At 71.2% G+C, this 23,573-nt stretch carries 16 protein-coding genes; 10 read left to right on the forward strand and 6 right to left on the reverse strand.

Annotation, left to right across the window (positions count from 1 at the left end; genetic code table 11):
• Positions 1–59: 59 nt before the first annotated feature.
• The 6 genes from WMF19_RS03465 to WMF19_RS03490 all read right to left on the reverse strand — a co-directional run bounded on the left by WMF19_RS03465 (position 60) and on the right by WMF19_RS03490 (position 7,790).
• Positions 60–2,807: an ATP-binding protein gene (locus tag WMF19_RS03465; protein ID WP_437897779.1), complete on the reverse strand. Its 2,748-nt coding sequence runs from the start codon at positions 2,805–2,807 to the stop codon at positions 60–62.
• Positions 2,808–3,111: 304 nt separating this feature from the next.
• A complete protein-coding gene (locus WMF19_RS03470) occupies positions 3,112–4,083 on the reverse strand; it encodes an electron transfer flavoprotein subunit alpha/FixB family protein (RefSeq protein WP_437897780.1) in 972 nt (323 codons plus the stop codon).
• A 105-nt stretch (positions 4,084–4,188) separates the two neighbouring features.
• Positions 4,189–5,016 (reverse strand): electron transfer flavoprotein subunit beta/FixA family protein, encoded by an 828-nt coding sequence (locus tag WMF19_RS03475; RefSeq protein ID WP_437327459.1) that lies wholly within the window; start codon positions 5,014–5,016, stop codon positions 4,189–4,191.
• Between the two features lie 678 nt (positions 5,017–5,694).
• The gene (locus WMF19_RS03480) at positions 5,695–6,510 is read right to left on the reverse strand and encodes a hypothetical protein (protein WP_437897781.1); all 816 of its coding nucleotides are present in this window, start codon (positions 6,508–6,510) and stop codon (positions 5,695–5,697) included.
• Positions 6,511–6,777: 267 nt separating this feature from the next.
• Positions 6,778–7,401 (reverse strand): sigma-70 family RNA polymerase sigma factor, encoded by a 624-nt coding sequence (locus WMF19_RS03485; protein ID WP_437897782.1) that lies wholly within the window; start codon positions 7,399–7,401, stop codon positions 6,778–6,780.
• A 62-nt stretch (positions 7,402–7,463) separates the two neighbouring features.
• On the reverse strand, positions 7,464–7,790 hold the full coding sequence (locus tag WMF19_RS03490; RefSeq protein WP_437897783.1) for a hypothetical protein: 327 nt from the start codon (positions 7,788–7,790) through the stop codon (positions 7,464–7,466).
• A 362-nt stretch (positions 7,791–8,152) separates the two neighbouring features.
• Here WMF19_RS03490 and WMF19_RS03495 point away from each other — a divergent pair, with 362 nt between their 5' ends.
• From WMF19_RS03495 to WMF19_RS03540, 10 genes are all read left to right on the forward strand, one after another.
• Complete coding sequence (locus WMF19_RS03495) at positions 8,153–9,322, forward strand: serine/threonine-protein kinase (RefSeq protein ID WP_437897784.1); 1,170 nt, start codon at positions 8,153–8,155, stop codon at positions 9,320–9,322.
• Positions 9,322–12,141, forward strand: a complete 2,820-nt coding sequence (locus WMF19_RS03500) for a protein kinase domain-containing protein (RefSeq protein WP_437897785.1) — start codon at positions 9,322–9,324, stop codon at positions 12,139–12,141. The genes WMF19_RS03495 and WMF19_RS03500 overlap by 1 nt, the downstream gene beginning before the upstream one ends.
• A gap of 24 nt (positions 12,142–12,165) precedes the next feature.
• Positions 12,166–13,404, forward strand: a complete 1,239-nt coding sequence (locus WMF19_RS03505) for a hypothetical protein (RefSeq protein ID WP_437897786.1) — start codon at positions 12,166–12,168, stop codon at positions 13,402–13,404.
• A 41-nt stretch (positions 13,405–13,445) separates the two neighbouring features.
• Positions 13,446–14,522 carry a PEGA domain-containing protein gene (locus tag WMF19_RS03510; RefSeq protein WP_437897787.1) on the forward strand — a complete coding sequence of 359 codons (1,077 nt, stop codon included), beginning with the start codon at positions 13,446–13,448 and terminating at the stop codon, positions 14,520–14,522.
• A complete protein-coding gene (locus tag WMF19_RS03515; RefSeq protein ID WP_437897788.1) occupies positions 14,516–16,126 on the forward strand; it encodes a hypothetical protein in 1,611 nt (536 codons plus the stop codon). The genes WMF19_RS03510 and WMF19_RS03515 overlap by 7 nt, the downstream gene beginning before the upstream one ends.
• 579 nt (positions 16,127–16,705) lie before the next feature.
• On the forward strand, positions 16,706–17,647 hold the full coding sequence (locus tag WMF19_RS03520) for a PEGA domain-containing protein (RefSeq protein ID WP_437897789.1): 942 nt from the start codon (positions 16,706–16,708) through the stop codon (positions 17,645–17,647).
• Between the two features lie 125 nt (positions 17,648–17,772).
• Complete coding sequence (locus WMF19_RS03525; protein ID WP_437897790.1) at positions 17,773–19,254, forward strand: hypothetical protein; 1,482 nt, start codon at positions 17,773–17,775, stop codon at positions 19,252–19,254.
• A gap of 749 nt (positions 19,255–20,003) precedes the next feature.
• Entirely contained in the window at positions 20,004–20,369 is a 366-nt protein-coding gene (locus WMF19_RS03530) for a hypothetical protein (RefSeq protein ID WP_437897791.1), read from the forward strand.
• 35 nt (positions 20,370–20,404) lie between these two features.
• On the forward strand, positions 20,405–21,952 hold the full coding sequence (locus tag WMF19_RS03535; protein WP_437897792.1) for a hypothetical protein: 1,548 nt from the start codon (positions 20,405–20,407) through the stop codon (positions 21,950–21,952).
• 902 nt (positions 21,953–22,854) lie between these two features.
• The gene (locus tag WMF19_RS03540; protein ID WP_437897793.1) at positions 22,855–23,538 is read left to right on the forward strand and encodes a hypothetical protein; all 684 of its coding nucleotides are present in this window, start codon (positions 22,855–22,857) and stop codon (positions 23,536–23,538) included.
• The last annotated feature ends 35 nt before the right edge of the window (positions 23,539–23,573 follow it).

A 23,573-nucleotide genomic window follows, 5' to 3' on the forward strand; every position in this document is an offset into this window, starting at 1 on the left:
CTGAACGGTTCACGTGGCCGTGAACGCGGTTGTGGACGTGAACGTGGTCGGCTGAGGTACTACCCCGTACGTCCCGCCAGGTTGGCGATTACGGCCGCGAGCTCGGACGCCTCGATCGGCTTGGGCACATGCGACTGGAACCCCGCCAGCAGCGCGCGGGTCCGGTCCTGGGCGCTCGCGTAGGCGGTCAGCGCCGCCGCGGGGATGCGCCCTCCCTGCTCGGGGCTCTGCGCGCGCAGCCGCCGGATCAGGCTGTAGCCGTCCTCCCCGGGCATCCCGAGATCGCTCAGGATCACGTCGGGCTTCTCTCGCTGGATCGCGGACAGCGCCTCGTCGACCGTCGCTACCGCCGTGATGCTCGCCCCCTTCCGTTCCAGCACCGTGGTCACGAGCTCCCGCGCGTCCGGCTCGTCGTCGACCATCAGCACCCGGACGCCCTGGAGCGTCGGCTCCGGCTCGTTGGACAGAGGGAGCAGCCCATCGGCCCTCCGGAGCGCCGCGATGGCGCCCCGGGGCGCGAGCGGGATGTCCACCGTGAACGTCGCGCCCTTGCCGTCCCCGGCGCTCTCCGCCTTCACGGTGCCGCCGTGGAGCTCGACGAGGTGGCGGGCGATCGCCAGGCCGAGCCCGAGCCCGCTGTGCGGCCGCGTGCTCGTGCTGTCGGCCTGGCGGAAGCGATCGAACACGTACGGCAGGAACTCCGGCACGATGCCCTGGCCGGTGTCGCTCACCTGGATGCGGGCCAGGCCCTCGGCCCTGCCGAGCTGGATCGAGACCTTGCCGCCGCGCGGGGTGAACTTGATCGCGTTCGACAGGAGGTTCCACACCACCTGCTGCAGCCGCGTCTGGTCGCCCGAGATCGGCCCCGCGTTCGGGTCGAGCTGCACGAGCAGCTCGATCCCCTTCGCGTCCGCGCCGTGGCGGACCGCGTCGATGGCGGCGTTGATGATCGGCGGCAGGTCGACGAGCATCACGTCGAGCCGCAGCTTGCCGGTGATGATGCGGGAGGCGTCGAGGAGGTCCTCGACGAGCTGCGCCTGGAGCGTGCCGTTGCGCTCGATCGCCTCCAGCGCGCGGACGTGCGTGTCCGGCTTCAGCGAGCCCTGCCGCAGCATGCGCGCCCAGCCGAGGATCGCGGTGAGCGGGGTCCTGAGCTCGTGCGAGAGCGTCGCCAGGAACTCGTCCTTGGCGCGGTTGACCTGCTGCGACTCGCGGTAGAGCTGGGCGTTGTCGAGCGCGAGCGCGGCGAAGTTGCAGAGCTCCTCGGCGAGCGCGAGATCCTCGACGGTGTAGCGCCGGCTCGACTCGGTCGAGAGCAGCGTGATCGCCCCGCGCGTCCGGTCCCGGGCGCGCAGCGGCACGATCATCGCCGAGCGGACGCCGAGCTCCCGGAGCAGCGCGAGGTACGCCGGGTCGTGCGCGCCGGACCAGCACTCGTTGCCGGGCTTCAGCGACGCGGCGCGCTGCCACGCCATGCCCTCGACCTCGGGGAGCAGGAGCGACTCGCCGCACCGGAGCACCGCCTGCACCGCGCGCGGCACGTCGGGATCCTTCGGGTAGCGGGCCGAGAGATCCCGCCCCAGCGCCTTCTTCGTGTCGCTCGCGTGCACGGCCGCGAGCCGGCTCAGCGCGCCGTCCGGCTCGACGATGTCCACCACCGTGGCGTCGGCGATGTGCGGCACCGCGAGGCGGGCGATGTTGGCCAGCGTGGTCTCGTAGTCGAGGCCCGACAGCGCGAGCTGCCGGCTCGCCTCGCCGATGAAGTAGCGCCGCTTGTCGGCGAGCCGCTTCTCGGTCACGTCGCGGAAGACCAGCACGAGCCCGACGAGCTCGCCCTCCTCGCTCCGGATCGGCGCGCCGTTCGAGTCGATCGCGAGCTCCGAGCCGTCCTTGCGCAGGAGCAGCGTGGTGTCGTCGAGCCCGATGATGCCGCCGTGGCGCAGCACCTCGGTGACGGGGTTGTCGAGGTCGTCGCGCGTCTGCTCGGAGATGACCCGGAAGACATCGGAGAGGCGGCGGTCCTTCGCCTCGTCGAGCGTCCAGCCGGTCAGCGTCTCGGCCACGGCGTTCATGAAGTCGATCCGCCCGGAGCCGTCGGTCGAGATGACCGCGTCGCCGATGCTCTTCAGCGTGGTCGAGAACTTGGTCTTGCTGACCCGGAGGTCCGCCTCGAGCTGCTTGAACTGGGTGATGTCGGCGAAGATGGACACAGCGCCGAGCATCTCGCCGTCGGGCGAGAACAGCGGCGCGCAGCTGCCGAGCAGCATCCCGTGGGTGCCGTCGAAGCGCTGGAAGTGGATCTCCTCCGCGGGGACGGTCTCCTTGCGCGACAGGCACCGCGCCATCGACCAGTCGCCGCCCTCGAACGGCCGCCCGTCGGGGTGGAACGCGCGGTAGCGCCCCCAGCTCTCGACGTTCTCGGCGGTGGAGCTGCCGGCCCAGATCCGCTCGGAGGCGCGGTTCTGGAGGATCAGCTTGCCCTGGATGTCGGAGACGATGATGCCGTGCGGGCTCTCGCTGAGGAGCGCGTCGAGGAGCCCACGCTCGTGCTGCGTGATCACGCGCAGCCGCTCGACCTCGCGGCGCAGCGCCTCGATCTCCGTGTCGACCGGCGGCACCGACGCCGCGAGCGGCGTGAGCTCGAAGGAGGAGCTCGCGGTCGGGTCGAAGCTCACGATCGCGCGGTCGATCTCCATGACCGTGGGGCCGATGAGCCGCCGCTGCTCGGTGGTCGTGGCCGCGTCGTACAGCAATGCCCGCGCCTGCGCGAGCGCCGCGACGATCGGCATGTCCGGGCGTTCGGGCATAGAGCTCAAGGGATCCCACGGCCGCAGCACGCGAACAAGATGCTACGTGCGCGACCTGACACGGAAATCGCGTCGGCGAACGTGAACTCCTCGCTGGACGGACTCATCCGGTGAGCCGGAGCACGACCGCATCCCTGGAGGGCGGACGAGGTGCACCCCGGCGGGATCGGTCGTGCTGGTCGCTTCGTTCGCTTCGTTCGCGCTGGCCGCGTCGGTAGCGGTGGCCGCGTCGGTAGCGGTGGCCGCGTCGGTCGCGTCGGTCGCGTCGGTCGCGTCGGTCGCGTCCGTTGCGTCCGCGCGACGATCAGCTGCGGGCCGCCTGGATCTGCTTCACGAGCTCGGGCACGGTCGCGAAGAGATCGGCGACCAGGCCGTAGTCGGCGACCTGGAAGATGGGCGCGTCGGCGTCCTTGTTGATGGCGACGATGACCTTCGAGCCCTTCATCCCTGCGAGGTGCTGGATGGCGCCGGAGATGCCGACGGCGACGTAGAGCGAGGGGGCGACGACCTTGCCCGTCTGGCCGACCTGGAGGTCGCTGGCGGCGTAGCCGGCGTCGCACGCGGCGCGGCTGGCGCCGACGGCGGCGCCGAGGACGTCGGCGAGCGGGTCGAGGACCTCGTTGAAGCGCTCCTTCAGGGCGCGGCCGCCGGAGACGACGACCTTGGCCTCGGTGAGCTCGGGGCGCTCGCTCTTCACCTGGTCGAAGGAGACGAACTCGACGCGCTCGGCCGCCGCGCTCGGCGGGACGACCGCGACCTGCTCGATCGGCGACTTCGACCCGGTGGGCTCGGCGGCGGCGAACGCGCTCTGGCGGACGCTCACGACCTGGACGGGGGTCGAGACGGTGCAGACGCCGTACGCGTTGCCGGCGTACATGGGGCGCTTGTACTTGAGCTTGCCCCCCTCGGGGAGGAGCTCGGAGATGTCGCTCGCGAACCCTGCCGAGAGCCGCGCCGCGACGCGCGGGAGCAGGTCCTTGCCGTAGGCGCTCGCGGTGCCCACGACGACGGCGGCGCCCTTGGCGGCCGCCGCGACGGTCGGCACGTAGCGCTCGGCGACGTAGTCCTTGAGCGAGCTCGCCTGGGCGACGAGCACCTTGGCCGCGCCGAGCGTCGCGGCCTCGGCGGCCGCGTCGCCGAGGGCGTCGCCGATCACGAGGATCGAGTACGTCCCGCCGAGCGCCGCCGCCGCCTGCCTCGCGAACGTGACAGCGGAGTGGGTCGTCTTCTTCAGCTTTCCATCGGCGGCCTCGGCCACCACGAGAACGTCAGCCATGATCCCTCCTGCACGACCCGCCGCTGCGGGTCGGGGTCCGCGTCGGCGGCACCCTCGATGTCTTCGGCCTCTTGTCGCGTCCGGTCTTGTCCCTGCTGCGTCCCGTCAGATGACCTTCGCCTCGTTCTTGAGGCGCGAGACGAGCTCGCTGACGTCCTTCACCTTGATGCCCGCCTTGCGCGCGGGGGGCGGCTGGAACGCTGTGTACTGGACCTTGAGCGCCTGGTCCGCGGCGAGGTCGGCGAGCTTCACCTCGGCGAGGGGCTTCTTCTTGGCGGCCATGATCGCGGGGAGCGCCGCGAAGCGGACGCCGTCGTTGTACTTGAACGCGGGCGCCGTCTTCTGGGAGTAGACGCTGGTCGGCGCGACGATGCGGAGGTCGACCGTGACGACGGCCGGCAGGCGCACGCGGAGGGTGGAGACGCCGCCGTCGACCTCGCGGCCGACGAGGAGCGCGCCCTTCTCTTCCTTGATGGTCGCGGCGAACGTGGCGAGCGGCCAGTCGAGCAGCTCGGCGAGGATCTGGCCGACCTGGTTGGAGTCGCCGTCGACGGCCTGCTTGCCCATGACCACGACGTCGGGCTTCTCGCGCTCGACGAGCGTCTTGAGGGCGCGGGCCACGAGGTCGCCGTCGAGCTTGTCGTCGGTGGCGTCGACCCGGATGGCCTTGTCGGCGCCGGTGGCGAGCGCGGCGCGGAGGGTCTGCTCGGTCTCCTTCGGTCCGAAGGTGACGACGACGACCTCGCCCGCCCGCGTCTTCGGCGCCTTGCCGTCCTCGGTCAGGCGCAGCGCCGCTTCGAGCGCGTACTCATCGAACGGGTTCGGCTTCCACTCGAGCCCGGTCGTCTCGATTTTGTCCCCGGAAGCGGGGATCTTCACCTTGTTCGCGTTATCCGGATCGGCGACGCGCTTGAGCGGAACGAGGATCTTCACGGCTCGGTGGCTCCTGTTGCTGTGTGGTAACGCAGAGCGTAGTCCGCCTCGGCAAGGACGCGCCACGCCTGCGACAGCCGGGCCGGCGGCCCCATGCGTGGACCCGGCGCGCGCGGCTGAAACGGCACGCCCGAGGCGGAGGGAGCCGGTCATGGCAGCGCCGACGTGGTGCGTCAAGCAGGCGCGACGGCCTATTCGAAGGGCGGGAGCCATTGTGAGGGGCCTCGCGGGGTGGGGAGAGGCGAGGTGATCCGTTGTGAGGGAGTGGCGGAAGGAGGGCGCAACGGATCTGATCCGTTGAGAGGGGGGTGGCGGAGGGGGTGCGCAACGGATCTGATCCGTTGAGAGGGGGGTGGCGGAGGGGGTGCGCAACGGATCTGATCCGTTGAGAGGGGGGTGGCGGAGGGGGTGCGCAACGGATCTGATCCGTTGAGAGAGGGGTGGCGGAGGGGGCTCTTGACGGATGGAGTCCGTCAAGAGGGCCCGGCGGAGGGGGTGGTTGACGGATGGAGTCCGTCAAGAGGGCCCGGCGGAGGGGGGTGGTGAACGGATCGAGTCTGCCAGGAGGCCCCGTCGGAGGGGGGTGGTGAACGGATCGAGTCCGCCAGGAGGCCCCGTCGGAGGGGGGTGGTGAACGGATCGAGTCTGCCAGGAGGCCCCGACGGAGGGGCGGCTCCGTCAATCCACGCCAGTCGCAGGGGCTCCCTCGTCGATCGCTGGCTCGCCGGCGTCCGGCGGCGCGCCGCCTTCCACGTCACTCTCCTCCTTGCCGCCCGAGCGCCGGCGCTCGGCCTTGGCCGCCTCCCGCTGGAGCGGCGCGAGCAGCCGGCGCGCCGTCTCCTCGTCGGCCCCCTCGAGCTCCAGCATCTGGAGGACGCTGCGCACCACCTTGATCCAGCGATTGCGTGCCCGGAGCTGTCCGCCGGGCGAGTCGGCCGCGCCCGGCCGGTCCTCCGCCGAAAGGTGGATCCGCTGCGCGTCGAGCTTGCCGAGCTCGTCGCCCGCGGCGAACCACGCCTGCACCGCCTTGAGCAGGTTGCCCCCCGGCGTCGGCAGCGCCCGGAGCGCCGCCTTGGACTCCGGCGTCAGCCGGTCGCGCGCGAGCTTCACCTCGCCCGCCTCATCGCTGTAGCTCGCCCCGATGAACTTGAGCCCATCCGCGAAGAGCTGATCGCGAATCTCGAGGTAGATCGCCGCGTCCTCCGGATCGTCGGCCAGATCGGCGAAGCCGGTGAGCACCGCATGGGCGCCGCGCGCCTTGCGATCATGGATCTGATCGGTCGCGACCAGCTTTTGCTGGATCTCGGCGAGCTCGTCGCCCGCCTTCTTCTGCCGCCGGTGCGACTTCAAGACGCCTTCGTGCGCCTCCTCGACATCGTCGATGAGCGGGGCGCACCGCTTCAGCGACACGAGGCGCGGCCTTTCGCGCTCCGGGTCGAGCCATGCGCCGGTGATCTGGACCATCTGACGAGGAGAGAGGTCTTTGAGGGCCATGGTGCCTCCTTGGTTGTCCTCCGGCGACGCGCCGGGGAATGCACCATTCGTCAAGCTCTCAGTCCGGATGGGCAGTGTAAAGTCTCTTTTGCGCGGCGCGAGATTTCGAGTCGGCCCGCGGCGCGTCCGGGAGGGGCGCCGCTGCTCGATTCCGGCTTGATTACCGCTCGATTACAGCCGATTCACGGCTCGAGGGGGAAGCACGGTGTTATCGCCTGTAATTGCCTTTTGCTCCGGAAGCTCGGGTGGTCCGGCGCGGAGGTCCCTTCAGGTCCCCTCGCTCGGCGGCGGCTCCTCGACGTGGCTCGCCTGCAGGTCACCCCGGAGCCGCCTGCGCAGGTGCTCGTCCATGCGCATGGCGTGCTTCTCGTGGACGCCGAGCTCGGCCGCGACCTTGGCCCAGGAGAGGTCTTGCCAGTACCGGAGCTCGATGAGGCGCGCCTCCCGCTCGTCGAGGCCGCGGAGCGCGATCCCGAGCGCCTCGAACGCGCGTGTGCGCGTGAGCGCGTCCTCGGGGCGCGCCTTGAGCCGCTCGCCTGTGTGCGCGACGAAGCGCGCGAAGACGAGCGCGCGGCACGGCTCCAGGAGCTGGCTCCGCGCGTCGGCGTCGTCGTCGCTGAACGGGTCGCTCGTGTCCCGCACCGACTCGGCCGCATCGAGGAAGGCGTCGAGCCCGGCGCGCTGGAACGACGCCTCACGGGTGATCAGCCGGAGGACGGCGCCGGCGACCCGCTTCCAGGCATAGACGCTGAACGGGACGCCGCGGGTCGGGTCGTATCCGGGGCTGGCCTCCAGCAGCGCCTGATAGGCGGCCTGCTCGCAGTCCTCGAGGCGCTGGGACGTCCGCACGCCATGGACCTGCGCTGTCGTGCGCGCGACGTGGCGGGCCATGGGCAGCGCCTCCAGCACGCGCTCCTGGTCAGGGAGAGGTGGAGACGGGCGCTGGCCGGGGGTCACCGCCGCCCACCGAAGGTGCCGTCGCGGCGCGCCGCCGCCTCGCCGGCCGCGGGCCCGCCGGCGCGCTGGGACGACGCGTCGCGCGCGACCTCGCCGCTCTCGGAGGGGACCGGAGGCCTGGCCCGCAAGCGGTCGTAGAGCGGCGCGGCGACGGGGTGCGTCTTGATGAAGATCGTGAGGAGCCTGCGGTAGTCCTCGATCTCCTCGGGGGAGAGCGCGCCGAGGTACGGGCCGAGCGCGTCGGCGAGGCAGGCCTCCAGGAGGGGATCGGCGTTGCCGGGCGGCTCCAGGTCGTCGGGCTCGTCGGATGCGTCGTGCGTCATGGTGACCTCGCGCAGGAAGGGGCCCGCGTGCGTGCGGCGCCCGTTCCTTCTCCTAAATCACTGCCGGGTGGTCCGTTCAGACAAGGAAAGCGACAGGCCGGGATCTTTTTGTCGCGTCCCCGGAGGAGCGGCGTGGGCGGGGCGCTGGAGCGGGCGGCGGGCCTGGACCATGAACCGGAGCGCCGGGGTGAGCCGGGGCCCTGTGGGCAGGTAACACGCCGGATCGACGCCGTTTTTCAGGAATCGACATCGCCCGTGCATTTTCTTTGTCTGAACGGGCCCCCTGCTCGTGATTTCCATCTCAGGAGACCTCGCCGGTGGTGGCACGCCGCACGTCGGAAAGATCAGGGCCCTCGGGCGCCGTGGGGGATGCGCTGGAAGGGACCCCCTACCGGGCGCTCCGGGTGCTCGGGCGTGGGGGCATGGGGGAGGTCGTCGAGGCGGAGCACCGCGCGCTCCGGAAGCGGGTCGTCGTGAAGCTCGTCCGCCGCGCGCTGGCGCACGATCCGCGGTTCGCGGACCGGCTGCAGGTGGAGGCGCGGGCGCTGGCGGCTGTGTCGTCGCCGCACGTGGTGTCGGTCCTCGATCTGGGACAGACGCCGTCGGGGCGCCCGTACTTCGTGATGGAGCGGCTCCGAGGGACGACGCTCGGGGAGGAGCTCGAGCGGCGCGGTCCGCTGCCGGTAGCCGAGGCGATCGATCTGGTGCGGCAGGTGCTGGCGGGGCTCGCGGCGGCGCACCGGGTGGGGCTTGTCCATCGCGACGTGAAGCTCGACAACGTGTTCCTGTGCGCGCCGGGGGCGGCGCCGGGCGGCGCCCGGGTCGCGAAGGTGCTCGACTTCGGCGTCGCAAAGGTGCTCGACGGCGCCGTCGCCGAGGCGGCGCCTGGGGCGGAGCCGTCGCCGTCCGTGCCCGCGCCGGCGTATCCGACCGAGGCCGGGCTGCTGGTGGGGACGCCGCGGACGGCCTCGCCGGAGCAGGCGCAGTGCCAGCCGGTGGACGCCAGGGCAGATGTGTATGCGGTCGGGCTGCTGATGTATACGCTGGTCGTGGGGCACGGTCCGTTCGCCCATGTCGAGGACGCGCTGGCGCTGCTGCGCGCGCACGTCGTGGAGCCGCCGGCCCCGCCGTCGCGCTACGCCGCGCAGCGGATCCCGGCGGCGCTGGACCGGGCGGTGCTGAAGGCGCTGGCGAAGCGGCCGGAGGAGCGGTTCGAGAGCGCCGAGGCGTTCGCGGCGGCGCTGGGGCGGATCGGGGCGGAGCTGGGGGTGGTGGGAGGGCCGGGCGGGGCGGGGGCGTGGGCAGGAGCGGCGCGGATGCCGGAGGCGGAGGCAGGGTGGGGGCCGCAGAGCAGGGCGTGGTTCGAGGCGAGGCCGGAGGGGAGCAGCGGGGCGGGAGCCGGCGGGGGCGTGGCGGCGGGAGCGGGGGAGGCGCCGGTGGACGCGCGGCTGTTCGCCGGGCTGACGCTGGCGAGCACGGTGGTGTTCTCGGTGCTGGCGGCGCTGGTGCTGCGCGGGATGGGGGTCCTGTGATGGCGCGGGAGGCGTTGAAGGCCGGGGACGTGTTCCTGGACTACCGGATCACGGAGGTGATCGACGCGGGTGGGATGGGGGAAGTGTACCGGGCGGTGGAGGACTACTCGGAAGACGTCGTGGCGATCAAGTGCATGCTGCCCCGGCACCTGAAGAGAGAGGACTTCGCGAGGCGGTTCCGGCAGGAGTGCAAGTTCTATCCGAAGCTGAAGCACCCGAACATCGTGAGGATGAGGAAGGCGGGTGTGTCGCCGGATCACGTGGCGTACATCGTGATGGATTACCTCGAGGGGAGGACGCTGAGGAAGCTGCTCAACAAGGCGTACCGGCTGGACTTCCTGAGCGCGATGCACGTGATGCTGCAGGTGGCGGACGCGATGACGTTCGTGCACTCGAAGGGGATATGGCACCGTGACCTGAAGCCCGAGAACATCATGGTGGGGACGAAGGCGGACGCGAAAGGGCACGTGTGGCTGCTCGACTTCGGGATAGCGAAGTTCGCGGACGGCGGGATGAACACCGATGATCTGCCGGACGTGGGGACGGTGAGGTACATCTCGCCGGAGCAGGTGAAGATGCTTTACACGTCGTCGAAGAAGGCAGAGCGCGTGGAGCGTGCGAGGCCGGATGGGCGAACGGACATCTACGCGTTCGGTGCGATCTTCTACGAGGTGCTGACGGGGAAGCACCTGTTCCTGGACGACAGCGAGCCAGCGACGGCGGAGGAGACGCTGACGGGGCACCTGGTCGCGGCGCCGGAGCCGGTGCACGAGATCGTGCCGGATTGCCCTGAGTTCCTGTGGCCCGTGGTGGCGCGGTGCATCGCGATCGACCGCGAGGAGCGGTATCCGAGGTTCGACGACGTGGCGCGGGACCTGCGTGGGCTCTTGAGGGACACGGTGCCGGCGGGCCACGTGCTGGCGCAGCGGCTGGCGCGGGAGCGGATGGAGGCGGAGCGGCAGGCGGCGTTCGCGGGGGTGGCGCTGGAGGACAGCACGCCGGTGGAGGACGAGACGAGCGCAGCGGGCCGGGCGGGCGAGGAGGAGACGGAGGAGGCGCGGCAGGAGGGCGAGATGGACCGAGGGAGCGCGGAGGGCGAGAAGCGGGCGCGGCGGGTGGTGCACGGGGAGACGGCGCCGCTGGAGCAGTTCGTGGCGCCGGCGAGCGCGCTGCCGTTCGCGCCGGCGTCGCGCGTGCCGCGGGGGCGGGGGGTGGGGCATACGGAGCCGCTGCCCGCGCTGAAGCTGCTGGAGTCGACAGCGAAGCTCGGCGGGACGTGGGCGGAGCGGATGGCGCAGCGGACGGGGCCGCCGGCGATGCCGCAGGCGGGGGCGCAGGGGGTTGGGGGGCCGCTGCCGCCGGCGGAAGTGAGGGCGCAGGCGTATGCGGGGCCGCCGCCGATGCCGGCGGAGGTGAGGGCGCAGGCGTATGCGGGGCCGCCGCCGCTGCCGGCGGAGGTGAGGGCGCAGGCGTATGCGGGGCCGCCGCCGCAGGCGCAGTCGTACCCGGCATCGCATGCAGGGGCGCAGGGGCATGGTGGGCCGCCGCCGTTGCCGCAGTCGTACGGAGGGCCGCAGGCGCAGTCGTACGGAGGGCCGCTGCCGCCGTCGTACGGAGGGCCGCCGCCGCAGTCGCACGGAGGGCCGCTGCCGCAGTCGTACGGAGGGCCGGCATCACACGCGGGGGCGCAGGGGCATGGTGGGCCGCAGCCGCTGCCGCAGTCGTACGGAGGGCCGCTGCCGCAGTCGCACGGAGGGCCGCCGCCGCTGCCGCAGTCGCACGGAGGGCCGCTGCCGCAGTCGCACGGAGGGCCGCCGCCGCTGCCGCAGTCGTACGGAAGGCCGCTTCCGCAATCGTACGGAGGGCCGGCGTCGCATGCGGGGGCGCAGGGGCATGGTGGGTCGGCGCCGTTGCCGGTGATCGAGACGCAGCACGCCACGTCATGGCGAGATGCGCAGCGAGCGGCACCGCAGCCGCCGCAGGAGGTGGAGCTGCCGTACGTGACTCCGCAGTTCTCGGCGATGGAGTCGCCGCGAGCGGGAGCGCCGCTGCCGATCGTGGCGCGGCCAGTGGCGCCGAGCTCGGTGACGGCACCGAGCGTCGTGCCGGCCGAGTCGTTGCGGAAAGAGACGCCGATGACGGCGGCTCCGGCGGCGCTGCTCACGCAGCGGCGGCGCGCGCCGCGGGCCTACGTGCTGGCGCCGCTGGTGGCGCTGGCGCTCACGTTGGGAGGCGTGGGCGTGGTGCTGGCGCTTCGCTCCGCACGCGGTACGGCGTCGGCTCCGGTGACAGGAGAGCCGGCGCCCTCGGCGGCGCCGGCCTCGGCGGCGTCGGTCGAGAGCGCGACGGCGAGTGCAGCGACGGCAAGCGCGGCGACGGCAGCGGTCGCGCCAGCGCCGCCGCCGCCCGAGGCGAGCCCCGCCGCGCCTGCGCCGGAGGCGACGGCGAGCGCGGCGGCGGCGAGCACGGCCGAGGCGGCGGTGGAGGCCGGAGCAGCGGAGAAGGCAGGGGCGGCTGCGGCCGCAGAGGCGCCTGCCCCCAAGGAGCAACCGGCGGCGGCGAAGGAGCAGGCGGCGGTGAAAGAGCAGGCGGCGGTGAAGGAGCAGGCGGCGGCGAAGGCAGCGCCTGTGAAAGCAGCGCCGGCCGCGACGGACGACGACGAGGACTTCTACCCGATGCCGAAGCGGCAGAAGCCGTCATTCTTGCGGGTGATCGAGGAGCGGAAGAAGGCGGCGCCGGCCAAGGCGGCAGCGCCAGCGCAAGCAGGGGGCACGACGCCAGCCAAGCCGTGCCCTGCGGTGGGGTGCAGGCCGTTCTAGTCGCTGAGGAGAGAGGTCTTCGAGATGGGCAGCAACAAGGACAGCGACGACATCCGGCAGTACCTGCCGGATCTGGAGAGCATCCGGCGCGAGGCGGATCCTGAGGTGGCGGAGCGGAAGCTGCAGCAGGCGCTGAACAACCCGGAGCTGGACCGGGCGCTGTCGGAGATGCAGCAACAGAAGCCGACGGGACAGCCGCTGTTCCAGTTCCCGGTGGTGCCGGCGCTGCCCAAGGAGCGAACGGGACCTCCGCCGCTTCCGGTGCAAGCGGCGCCGCCGCCGTATCCGGCACAAGCGACGCCGCCGCCGCTGTCGGCGCAAACGGGGCGGACTCCGCTGCCGGTGCACGCGGTACCGCCGCCGTTTCCGGCGAAGGCGCCGCTGCAGGCAGCGCCGCACGGGGCAGTCGCGCAGCAGCACGGGGCAGTCGCGCAGCAGCACGGGGCGGTCGCGCAGCAGCACGGGGCAGTCGCGCAGCAGCACGGGGCGGGGGCGCAGCAGCACGGGGCGGGGGCGCAGCAGCACGGGGCGGTCGTGCAGCAACACGGGGCGGTCTTGCCGCAGCACGGGGCGGGGGCGCTGCCCGGAGCAGCGGTGCCGCATCAGAGCGCGATGGCAGCGCAGCGTGCGCCGGTGCAGCAGGGGGCGCAGGTGACGCAGCGTGTGCCGTTATACGGGGGCGCGGCGGCCCCGCAGCACGCGCCGGTGCAGCAGGGCGCGCCGGTGCAGCAGGGCGCGATGGCGCAGAGCCAGTGGGCGGACCGGGCGCTGCCGCCGATCGACAAGGCGCTGCTGCCGTCGTCGTTGCTGCCGGTGACGCCGCCGCCGGTGGTGACGCCGAAGCCGCCGGCTGGAGCGCAGGCGGAGGGGCGGCGCCGACCCTGGATGCCGACGTGGCTCATGGTGGTGCTCGCCGTGCTCGCGGTGAGCATGCCGTTCGTGCTGGCGATGCTCCTGCGGCGAGAGACGCCGCCGAAAGAGCAGGATCCGGCGCTGCCGCCGAGCGGGGCGCCAGCGCAGAGCACGCAGGCGCCGCCCGAGGCCTCGGAGCTGTTGCCGCCGGTGGCGCCGGCACCGCCGGAGGCGGTCGAGCCAAGCCTCGATGACACCGCGTCCGCGAGCCAACCGCCAGCGCCGCCACCGCCACCAGGGCCGGTGTCGCCCGTGCCCGCGCGGCCGACGCGCGCGGCGCCGCACGTTCCGCAGACGCCCGTCGCGCCTGCGCCTACCGACAAGCCGCTCGCCGATGACGTGATGGAGTGAAACCGCGTGGAGCCATGATGATGAACCGCCGATCCTTTGCTGTGTTGTTCAGTGCCGCGACGCTGATCGCCGTCCCTGAGATCGCTGCCGCGCAGACCGTCACGCCGCAGGCTGCGCCCGCCAACGCCGACGCGGTGACACGTGCCGATGAGTCCTATCGACGAGGGCTGCGTCTCTATTCGGACAAGAAGTACGTGGAGGCGGAGGCTGAGCTGCAGTCTGCGTGGGAGCTGAACCCGACGTTCGACGTGGCGTACAACCTCGGGAACACGAAGTACCAGCTGAAGAAGTACCGAGAAGCAGCGGAGCATCTGTCGTTCGCGCTGAGGAACTGGCCGCTGGTCAAGACGGTGGCGAAGCTGAAGCCGACGGCGGAGCAGCGGCTGGCGGAGTCGCGAGCGCAGGTGGGGGCGCTGAGGGTGACGGTGAGCGCGGCGGGGGCGGAAGTGCTCGTGGACGGCAAGGCCGTGGGGCGGGCGCCGCTGGAAGGGGAGGTGTTCGTCGAGCCTGGGGAGCACCGGGTAGAGACGAGGCTGGAGGGGTATGCGCCGGTGAGCCAGACGGTGAAGGGCGCCAAGGGAGAGACGGCGGACGTGGGGATGGCGATGGTGGCGGTGAAGAGCGAGGCGCAGACGGCGGGCGCGAAGACGGAGGGGGGCGCGGGCGCGGCGGGCGGGGGGGTCGGTGGGCCGGTGATGGGGCAGCCGCCGGCGGGGCCGGTGGAGCCGCCGCCGAAGAAGAATTGGGTGCCGGTGATCGCGCTGGGCGCGGCGAGCGCGGTGGGGCTCGGCGTGGGGATCGCGATGACGGTGGCGTCGAACAACGCGAGCGCCGATGGGCACGCGCAAGCGGATGCGATTCTCAAGGCGGGTGGTGGCTGCCCGGATGCACCGGCTGCATACAGTCGAGCGTGCTCTGATCTCCGATCGACGGCTTCGCGGGTCGACACGTTCGGGCGTGCAGCCACCGTGGCGTACACGGCGTCGGGCGTGCTGGCCATTGCAGCCGTGACCTACGCGCTGTGGCCGCGCTCGGGGACTAAGGCGTCAGGCAAGGTACGTGTCCTGCCCGAAACGCAGGTGGGTTACAGGGGGATTGTCGTGCAGGGGGCATGGTGAAGAGCCGACACGAGGGTGCGATGAAGAGGAATCGAGTGCGCTTGAAGCTGTGCTCCTTGGGGTTTGTCGTTTGCTCCGCCGGTTGCGATACGGTGTGGAGCAATGTCGCGGAGGACTGCGAGTTCACCCTGACGTGTGAGCACCACCGCGGATTGTGGGATGGCACCGGGGGCAGCGTGCCGAACCCCGCATGCGAGGCTGATCCGACGAAGGATGCGAGCACGGTGACGGACGAGTGCGCGGTGTTTGTGAGCGCGAATGCGGCGGAGGGCGGTGACGGGACGAAGGCGAATCCGTACGCATCGCTCGGAGAGGCGGTGGCGAACGCGAAGGGCAAGAGGGTGCTGGCGTGCGCGAGCGGGGCGTTCGCGGAGAGCGTGACGATCGCGGCGGGGATCGAGGTGATAGGAGGCTTCGATTGCGAGGCGGACTGGGCGTGGAGTGGTGAGGCACGTAGCGCGATCGAGGGACCCGCGGGCGCGGTGGCGCTTACGATGACGGAAGGCGCGAGCGGGGCGACGGTGAGGAACTTCGCGGTTCGCGCGGCGAGCGCGACGGAACTGGGCGGGTCGTCGATCGGCGTGGCGGTTGCGGACATCGAGGCGGAACTGGCGCAGGTGGATGTGATCGCAGGCGATGGGATGGCCGGAGAGGACGGCACGACGCCGACGGAGGCACCGCAGGCGGGAGCGAGCGCGTTGGCGGTGGCGTCAGAGGCGTGCACTGCAACGAATAGGGTGTTCGGCGGCGATCCCGGCGTGACGACGTGCGAGGACGGCGAGACGCGCGGTGGCGTCGGCGGGCTCGGCGGGATCACGGGGACGGAGGCAGGCAACGGTCTGAAGGGAGCGGATGGTATGCCGTTACCAGAGCCGAACCCGGACGCGTCCGGCATTGGTGGCGCTGGGCAAGCCGACGCCAACTGCCGGCGCGGAGAAGATGGCTTGCCCGGCGCTGGCGGCGAGGTCGGCGAGGCTAGAAGTGACACGCAGCTGACGCTGGCCGGCATTGTTGGGGGCGATGGCCGTGAAGGCGGAACTGGCAAGCGAGGTCAAGGTGGAGGAGGCGGGGGAGGAGCGAAGGCCGGTGTGTTCTGCGAGGCCGGCGGCGGAAGCACGGTAGACGGCGTAGGCGCAAGCGGCGGCGGAGGCGGAGCCGGCGGGTGCGGAGGTAAAGGAGGCGGCGGCGGAAAGGTCGGCGGGTCAAGCATCGGGATTGTGAGCCTCGGGACGAAGCTTGTGCTGACCGAGGTGACCGTCGCGGTGGGCAACGCGGGGAAGGGGGGCAACGGAGCCGGCGGGAGAGGCGGAGCGCTCGGCGGCGGCGGTGCAATGGGCGGAACGCCTTCGCCCCGTGGCGGCTCGGCCGGCTGCCGAGGCGGAGATGGCGGTCAAGGAGGCATGGGCGGTCCCGGAGCCGGCGGCCGAGGCGGCCACGCGGTGGGCATCGCCTACGCGGCGCCTGGGGCTGCGGTGACGCTGGCGAACTTCATGGGGGGCACAGCGGGCGATGGCGGAGGCACGGCGCCGGGAGGAAACGCCGGCGAGGCAGGCGTAAACGGAGAATGTTGGGACTTCGCGGGCAATGCGAGCTGCGGCCAGTGACGTGAGTAGTGCGGTGAGGATGATTGAGAATTTTTGATAGCTGAGCGCAATGCGGAGGAGCGACGGACGAGCGCGGTGCTTCGCGAGCAGCTGAGCTGAAGGAGGAGACAAGAAATGGTTGGACGCGCCCCGCGCCGGGGTGATAGGGGCTCTTTTGTCGCGGAGACGCGGCACGGTGGGCTTCCCGGCGCTGACAACTTCACCACCTGCGAGTGGACTGCCCAAGGCGCGGGCGGAGGGACCGTTGATCTGCTGACTTCTTCTGCGTCGGGCCGCGAGAGCGGATGTTATCCGACGGTCGCTGAAGGGAGCCCGGCAGCCGATCGCTTTTACGCAGCGGGAGTGCTTCAAGGCGCGGTCGCGTGGGGATTTATGCGTCACCGCGCTGGAACAGGAGCCGCCGTCGCTGGCGAGACCCCTCCCGTACCGCGCGCAGCGCGGGACATGGGAGGGGCGGACCGCGCGCAGGCCCGCAGGGCCGAGCACGGGCCGGGGGTGGGCAGCATCCTTGTGGCCGTCCTTCTTTGCTGCACGCCAGCGCGCGCCGCATGGGGCGAGGAACGCGGCTCATCGACTGCGATGGCGTCGAGGAAGTACGTGGAGGCGGAGGCTGAGCTGCAGTCGGCGTGGGAGCTGAACCCGACGTTCGATGTGGCGTACAACCTCGGGAACACGAAGTACCAGCTGAAGAAGTACCGAGAAGCAGCGGAGCACCTGCCGTTCGCGCTGAGGAACTGGCCGCTGGTCAAGACGGTGGCGAAGCTGAAGCCGACGGCGGAGCAGCGGCTGGCGGAGTCGCGCGCGCAGGTGGGGGCGCTGAGGGTGACGGTAAGCGCGGCGGGGGCGGAAGTGCTTGTGGACGGCAAGGCCGTGGGGCGGGCGCCGCTGGAAGGGGAGGTGTTCGTCGAGCCGGGGGAGCACCGGGTAGAGGCGAGGCTGGAGGGGTATGCGCCGGTGAGCCAGACGGTGAAGAGCGCCAAGGGAGAGACGGCGGACGTGGGGATGGCGATGGTGGCGGTGAAGAGCGAGGCGCAGGCGGCGGGCGCGAAGACGGAGGGCGGGATGGGCGCGGCGGGCGTGGGGGCCGGTGGGCCGGTGATGGGGCAGCCGCCGGCGGGGCCGGTGGAGCCGCCGCCGAAGAAGAACTGGGTGCCGGTGATCGCGCTGGGCGCGGCGAGCGCGGTGGGGCTCGGCGTGGGGATCGCGATGACGGTTGCAGGAAGTAATGTGCTCGACGACGTTCACGCGCAGAGACAGTCGATCAGAAACGCTGGAGGACAGTGCACGAAGCCGTCGGCGTCGTTCGTCGACGATTGCGCGGAGCTGAGCAGCACCGGAGAGCGCGTGGACACGCTCGGGCATGTGGCAGGCGCGGCCTACGTTGCGTCGGGTGTACTGGCCGCCGCCGCGTTGACCTATGCGCTGTGGCCGCGTGGAGAGACGAGAACCGCGGGACAGCCGCGCGTAGTGGCCACAGCGCATCCGACGGGCGCTGGCGTTGTCGTGCTCGGTGCATGGTGAAGGGCTCGGAAGAGGACGCGATGAAAACGAAAGCAAGGCGCTGGGTTGCAGCGAATGTTGTGCTTGTCCTCGCTGCGAGCGGCTGTGACGTCGTGTGGAACGACGTGTCAGGGGATTGTGAGCTGATGCTCACCTGTGAACACTTCCTGCCAACCGGCAGTGGTGGTGGACCGCCGAACCCCGGATGCGAGGCTGATCCGACGCAGGACGCGAGCACGGTGACGGACGAGTGCGCGGTGTTCGCGAGCGCGACGGCGGAGCCGGGGGGAGACGGGACGAAGGCGAAGCCGTACGTGTCGCTCGGGGAGGCGGTGGCGAAGGCGGGGAATAAGCGGGTGCTCGCGTGCGCGAGCAGTGCGTTCGCGGAGAGCGTGACGATTGAGGCTGGGGTGGAGGTGATCGGGGGCTTCGACTGCAAGGCGGGGTGGGCGTGGAGTGAGGAGGCGCGGAGCGCGATCGATGCGCCTGCGAACCAGATCGCGCTCACCGTGTCGGAGGCCGCGAGCGGGGCGAAGGTGAGGAACTTCTCGGTCCGCGCAGCGAGCGCGACGGAGCTGGGTGGGTCGTCGATCGGCGTGGCAGTGGCGGACATCGAGGCGGAACTCGCGCAGGTGGATGTGACCGCGGGCGATGGCATGGATGGTGCGAACGGCGAGACGCCGACGGAGGCGCCGCAGGCAGGAGCGAGCGCGCCAGACGCGGAGGAGACCCGGCCCTCGAATGCGTGTGCTCATCCAGCGGCTGTGCGAGGCGGCGACCCCGGCGTGACGACGTGCGACGACGGCGAGACGCGCGGCGGCGCCGGTGGGCTCGGCGGGCTGACGGAGACCGACGAGGGCAATGGTCAGAAGGGTGCGGATGGCGGGCCGCTGCCGGAGCCGAATCCAGAGGAGTACGGGATTGGAGGAGCCGGACAGACCGGTGGCAATTGCCGGCAGGGAGAGCCCGGCGCGCCTGGAGCTACTGGTGACCCCGGAACCGCCGGTGGCGAGATGACGCTGACGCTGGCCGGCATCGCTGGCGGTGATGGCAGCAGCGGCACATTTGGGAAGCGAGGTCAAGGGGGAGGTGGCGGCGGCGGAGCGAAGGCCGGGATGTTCTGCAAAGTCGGTGCGGGCACTTTCGAGGGCCCCGGCGCCAGCGGTGGCGGTGGCGGAGCCGGCGGCTGCGGAGGTAAGGGCGGCGGCGGTGGAAAGGCGGGCGGGTCGAGCATCGGGATCGTGAGTCTCGGGACGAAGCTGGTGCTGAGGGAGGTGAGCATCGCAGTGGGCAAGGCGGGCAAGGGGGGCAACGGAGCCGGCGGGAGAGGCGGAGCTCTCGGCGGCAGTGGCGCGACGGGCGGAACGCCGTCGTCCCTCGGCGGCTCGGCCGGCTGCGACGGCGGCCGAGGTGGTCAAGGAGGCATGGGCGGCCCCGGAGCTGGCGGCCGAGGCGGCCACGCGGTGGGCATCGCGTACGCGGCGCCGGGTGCTGCGGTGACGCTGGCGAACTTCATGGGGGGCGCAGCGGGCGATGGCGGAGGCACGGCGCCGGGAGGAAACGCCGGCGAGGCAGGCGTGAACGGAGAATGTTGGGACTTCGCGGGCAATGCGAGCTGCGGCCAGTGACGTGAGTAGTGCGGTGAGGATGATTGAGAATTTTTGATAGCTGAGCGCAATGCGGAGGAGCGACGGACGAGCGCGGTGCTTCGCGAGCAGCTGAGCTGAAGGAGAGACAAGAAATGGTTAGACGCGCCCCGCGCCGGGGTGATAGGGACTCTTTTGTCGCGGATAAGCGGCACGGTGGGCTTCCCGGCGCTGACAACTTCACCACCTACGAGTGGACTGCCGAAGGCGCGGGCGGATGTACCGTCGATCTGCTGGCTTCTTCTGCGTCGGGTCGCGAGAGCGGATATGATCCGACGGTCGCTGAAGGGAGCCCGGCGGCAGATCACTTTTGCGCAGCGGGAGAGCCGCGCGGTGCCGTGGCGGCGGGGCGGAGGCGTGGTCACACTGGCACCCGAACGACCGTAGGTGGCGAGGCCCCTCCCGTCCCGCGCGTAGCGCGGGACATGGGAGGGGCGGACCGCGCGCAGGCCCGGAGGGCCGAGCACGGGCCGGGGGTGGGCAGCATCCTTGTATCCGTCCTCCTTTGCTGCACGCCAGCGCGCGCTGCGTGGGGCGAGCAGCGAGTTCGGGTGGCTATGGGAGAGGCGGCCGACGCGGCGCCGGCGAAGAACGAGGCGTCGACAGCCCCGGGAGCGACGACGGAGGGTGGCGAGAGCGCGACGGGTGCGGGAATCGTCGGGCCCGTGGCGGGGCCGCCAGCGGCGCTGGTGGAGCCGCGACGGCTGCCGGACAAGAGGAACTGGGTGCCGGTGATCACGCTGGGGGCAGCGAGTGCGGTGTGGCTCGGCGTGGGAATCGGAATGACGGTGGCGTCGAGAAATGCGCGGAGCGACGCGGATGGACATCAAGCGCGGATCCAGCAGATGCACGGACAGTGCATCGAGCCGCCGAGCGACTTGATCTACAGATGCCGCGACGTGGAGCGTGAGGCGGGGCGCGCGGCTCGTTTCGGTACGGTGTCCGTTGTCAGCTATGCGGTGTCGGGGGCGCTGGCGATCGCCGCAGCCACGTATGCGCTGTGGCCTCAACGCGCCACATCAGCGGGGCGCGCGCTGCGCGTCTTGCCCCAGACGTACGCAGACGGGGGCGGTGTCTTCGTGGTGGGAGTCTGGTGAGCGGGGTGAGGGTGAGCACAATGAGTAACAGATGGATGAGGTGGTTGATCAGCTGGAGTGCAGTTTCCATGGCGGCGAGCGGCTGCGACTACCTGTCTGTCGGGCTGACGGATGACTGTGAGTTCATGCTCACGTGTCCTCATTATCTCGACGGGGGTGGCGGCAGTGTGCCGAACCCCGCATGCGAGGCTGATCCGACGCAGGACGCGAGCACGGTGACGGACGAGTGCGCGGTGTTCGCGAGCGCGACGGCGGAAGCGGGGGGAGACGGGACGAAGGCGAAGCCGTACGCATCGCTCGGAGAGGCGGTGGCGAACGCAGGGAACAAGCGGGTGCTCGCGTGCGCGAGCGGAGCGTTCGCCGAGAGCGTGGCGATCGAGGCTGGGATCGAGGTGATCGGGGGCTTCGACTGCGAGGCGGAGTGGACGTGGAGCGAGGAGGCGCGGAGCGCGATCGAGGCGCCTGCGAACCAGGTCGCGCTTACGGTGTCGGAGGCCGCGAGCGGGGCGAAGGTGAGGAGCTTCGCGATCCGCGCGGCGAGCGCGACGGAGCCGGGCGGCTCGTCGATTGCGGTGTTGGTGGACGGTGCGGAGGTGGAACTGGCGCGGTGCGAGCTGGTCGCGGGTAACGGAGCGGATGGGACGGAGGGAAAGGATGCGCCGCACGAGGTGCCGGCGCAGGCGTCGCCTGGGAACGCCGGGACCGATGCGTGCAGCGATCTGGATACATCAGGAGCGCCCGATGAGACGCTACCGGGGGGAGCGCAGGTCGAAAATGCGTGCGGCGAAGCGTTGTCGATCGGGGGAGAAGGTGGTGCTGGCAGGGTGAACAACGGTGGCAGTGGACAGGTCGGAGAACCTGGCACCCTCGGCGCAGCAGGCACTGGAGAGCCCGCGGCAGGCGCCTGGAGCTGTGCCGCTGGTGGCACCGGCCAGGGCGGCGATAACGGTCCCCCGGGGAACGCCGGCGCCGCTGCGAGCGGCCCCGGCGCGCTGAGTTCATCGGGCTACACGGGTGTGAGCGGCGGATCCGGCAAAGCGGGCACGCCCGGGCAAGGTGGGGGCGGAGGCGGCGGAGCGAAGGGCGGCGCGGCGATCTGCCCAGGCGCCATGCGGGGAGCTGGGGCGAGTGGCGGCAGCGGGGGCCCCGGTGGTTGCGGCGGGCTACCCGGCCAAGGCGGCGGAGCGGGAGGAGCGAGCATCGCGCTGGCGAGCGTTGAGGGGAAGGTGACGCTGCAGGACTGCGTGCTGAAGGCCGGCAACGGAGGCAAGGGAGGCGCGGGGGGCGACCTTCAGCCTGGCGGGCTCGGTGGTCTCGGCGGAGTTGGTGGCGTGGGCGTGAGCGGGTCGAAGGCTGCGTGCGATGGGGGGAAGGGAGGCCAGGGAGGCAACGGCGGTCCAGGAGGAGGAGGCCTCGGCGGGCCGTCGTTCGCGATCGCCTACCGAGGCGAGGCGGTGAAGCAGGAAGGGCAGACGATGCTGCAACCTGGCACGCCTGGCACCGGCGGACCTGGCGGAAGCAACAATGTGTTGGAGAACGCGGGCGCGGAAGGCACGGTGGCGGCGGAGCAGGAATTTCCGTGAGCGAGTGATGAGGTAGCGGGCGGCGTCGTCGATGGCGCCGCCCGCGGGCCCGAGAAGCGCGGCGGAAGGAGGAACTGGCGATCGCGCGAAGCGCCATCGAAGGGGAGAGGTGTGCCCGCGGATGACGTGCGCGGCGGTGGGCAGAGCCCCGTGGATCGCTGCTACCGGCGAGTGGCGGAGAAAGCGAGGACGACCGTACGATTCCGTGACGATCCCGCATGGCTACGCGTAGTTGGGTGAAAAAGCTTTGATTTCGGAAGAAAGCCCTTGGTGAACTTCATAGGGTGCCCAGCGGGCGACGGCGGAGACACGGCGCCGGGTGGGGAAATGCCGGCGAGGTCAGCGTGGGCGGAGAATGTTGGGACCTCATGGGCAATGCGAGCTGTGGCCAGTGAAGTGAGCAACGCGGTGAGGATGATTGAGAATCTACGAGAGCTGAGCGCAATGCGGACGGGCGACTGACGAATGTAGTGCTCCGCGAGCAGCTTAGCTGAAGGAGGAGACAAGAAATGGTTGGACGCACCCCGCGCCGGGGTGGTAGGGACCGCTTTGTCGCGGAGACGCGGCACGGTGGGCTTCCCGGCGCTGACAACTTCACCACCTGCGAGTGGACTGCCCAAGGCGCGGGCGGAGGGACCGTTGATCTGCTGACTTCTTCTGCGTCGGGCCGCGAGAGCGGATGTTATCCGACGGTCGCTGAAGGGAGCCCGGCAGCAGATCGCTTTTGCGCGGCGGGAGAGCTGGGCGGTGCCGTGGTGGTGGGGCGGCAGCGTGGACACGCTCGCATCCGGACTACCTTAGCTGGCGAGACCTCTCCCGTCCTGCGCGGAGCGCGGGACATGGGAGGGGCGGACCGCGCGCAGGCCGGTAGGGCCGAGCAGGGGCCGGGGGTGGGTATCGCTATGGTGCTCTCCGTCCTGCTCTGCACGCCGGCACGGGCCGCGTGGTGCGAGGAAAAGGATGCTGCGCGCGCCACGGCGGCAGGAATGCATGCGGCGGAGGCGAGGCTGGAGGGATATGCGCCAGCGAGCCAGACGGTGAAGGTGGCCAAGGGAGGGAAGGTCGACGTGGCGCTGGCGAGAAGCGAGGCGCAGCTGGCGACACCGTCGGCGAAGGGAGGCGAAGAGGGAGCCGCGCCGGGGCCGCGGGCTGGCGGGCCGGTTGCGCAGGAGGCACCTGCGAAGCCGGTAGCGCTGCCGAAAAAGAGGAGCTGGGTGCCGGTAGTCGCGCTGGATGTGGCGAGCGCGTTGGGGCTCGGTTTGGGGATCTGGGCGACAGTGGCGGGAAGCAACGTGCTCGGCGAGCTGCGCGTGCAGAGCCAGGCGATCAGAGACGCTAGCGGGCAGTGCGCGAGGCCGCCGGCGGCTTTTGTCAACCGTTGTGCAGAGCTGAACAGTGCTGGAGAGCGAGTCGATACGATGGGTAGTGTGGCAGGTGTCGCATATATCGCATCGGGTGTACTTGCGGCCGCGGGACTGACGTACGCGCTGTGGCCGGAAGATGAAACCAAGGCTGTCGGGCAGGCACGCGTGGCTGCCACCGCGCTCCCGACGGGTGCTGGCGTCGTCGTGCTCGGTATGTGGTGAAGAGCTCGGGAGAGGACGTGATGAAGAAGAAAGCA

Origin of the sequence: Sorangium sp. So ce124, from assembly GCF_051525235.1 — a bacterium.
In the GTDB taxonomy this organism is placed as follows: Bacteria; Myxococcota_A; Polyangia; order Polyangiales; family Polyangiaceae; genus Sorangium; species Sorangium atrum.

Excerpts from the sequence above, each read along its gene's own strand:
- WMF19_RS03500 (WP_437897785.1), top strand. The coding sequence starts at position 9,322 with ATGGCGCGGGAGGCGTTGAAGGCCGGGGACGTGTTCCTGGACTACCGG.
- WMF19_RS03535 (WP_437897792.1), top strand. The coding sequence starts at position 20,405 with ATGAGGTGGTTGATCAGCTGGAGTGCAGTTTCCATGGCGGCGAGCGGC.
- WMF19_RS03515 (WP_437897788.1), top strand. The coding sequence starts at position 14,516 with ATGGTGAAGAGCCGACACGAGGGTGCGATGAAGAGGAATCGAGTGCGC.
- WMF19_RS03520 (WP_437897789.1), top strand. The coding sequence starts at position 16,706 with ATGGCGTCGAGGAAGTACGTGGAGGCGGAGGCTGAGCTGCAGTCGGCG.
- WMF19_RS03465 (WP_437897779.1), bottom strand. The coding sequence starts at position 2,807 with ATGCCCGAACGCCCGGACATGCCGATCGTCGCGGCGCTCGCGCAGGCG.
- WMF19_RS03525 (WP_437897790.1), top strand. The coding sequence starts at position 17,773 with ATGCTCACCTGTGAACACTTCCTGCCAACCGGCAGTGGTGGTGGACCG.
- WMF19_RS03505 (WP_437897786.1), top strand. The coding sequence starts at position 12,166 with ATGGGCAGCAACAAGGACAGCGACGACATCCGGCAGTACCTGCCGGAT.
- WMF19_RS03540 (WP_437897793.1), top strand. The coding sequence starts at position 22,855 with ATGGTGCTCTCCGTCCTGCTCTGCACGCCGGCACGGGCCGCGTGGTGC.
- WMF19_RS03480 (WP_437897781.1), bottom strand. The coding sequence starts at position 6,510 with ATGGCCCTCAAAGACCTCTCTCCTCGTCAGATGGTCCAGATCACCGGC.
- WMF19_RS03490 (WP_437897783.1), bottom strand. The coding sequence starts at position 7,790 with ATGACGCACGACGCATCCGACGAGCCCGACGACCTGGAGCCGCCCGGC.
- WMF19_RS03485 (WP_437897782.1), bottom strand. The coding sequence starts at position 7,401 with ATGGCCCGCCACGTCGCGCGCACGACAGCGCAGGTCCATGGCGTGCGG.
- WMF19_RS03470 (WP_437897780.1), bottom strand. The coding sequence starts at position 4,083 with ATGGCTGACGTTCTCGTGGTGGCCGAGGCCGCCGATGGAAAGCTGAAG.